Source organism: Paraburkholderia sp. BR13439 (genome assembly GCF_040948805.1).
Lineage (GTDB): Bacteria > Pseudomonadota > Gammaproteobacteria > Burkholderiales > Burkholderiaceae > Paraburkholderia > Paraburkholderia youngii.
Map to the genome: position 1 here is coordinate 1 of NZ_JBFPKN010000200.1, position 256 is coordinate 256.

The 256-nt window shown below is 51.2% G+C and carries 1 rRNA gene; it reads right to left on the reverse strand.

Annotated features, from left to right (window positions below):
* Positions 1–93 (reverse strand): 23S ribosomal RNA (locus AB3X96_RS42860); the annotation flags it as partial.
* Between the last annotated feature and the right edge of the window lie 163 nt (positions 94–256).

The following is a 256-nucleotide window of genomic DNA, read 5'->3' on the forward strand; positions in this document are numbered from 1 at the left end:
TTTGCCAGCTCCCCGGAGCTTTTCGCAGGCTACCGCGTCCTTCATCGCCTGTGATCGCCAAGGCATCCACCACATGCACTTGTTCGCTTGACCCTATAACGGGTGTGTCTCAATGATTGCTCACTGCCGATCACATGCCGCTACAGGTTGAGTATTCGTGTTGCGCCGTATTCCAAAGCGATCTCTCGATCACTTAAAAATACATCGATACAATCACAACCCTGATTCACCTACTCACACACCCATCTCCAGGTAC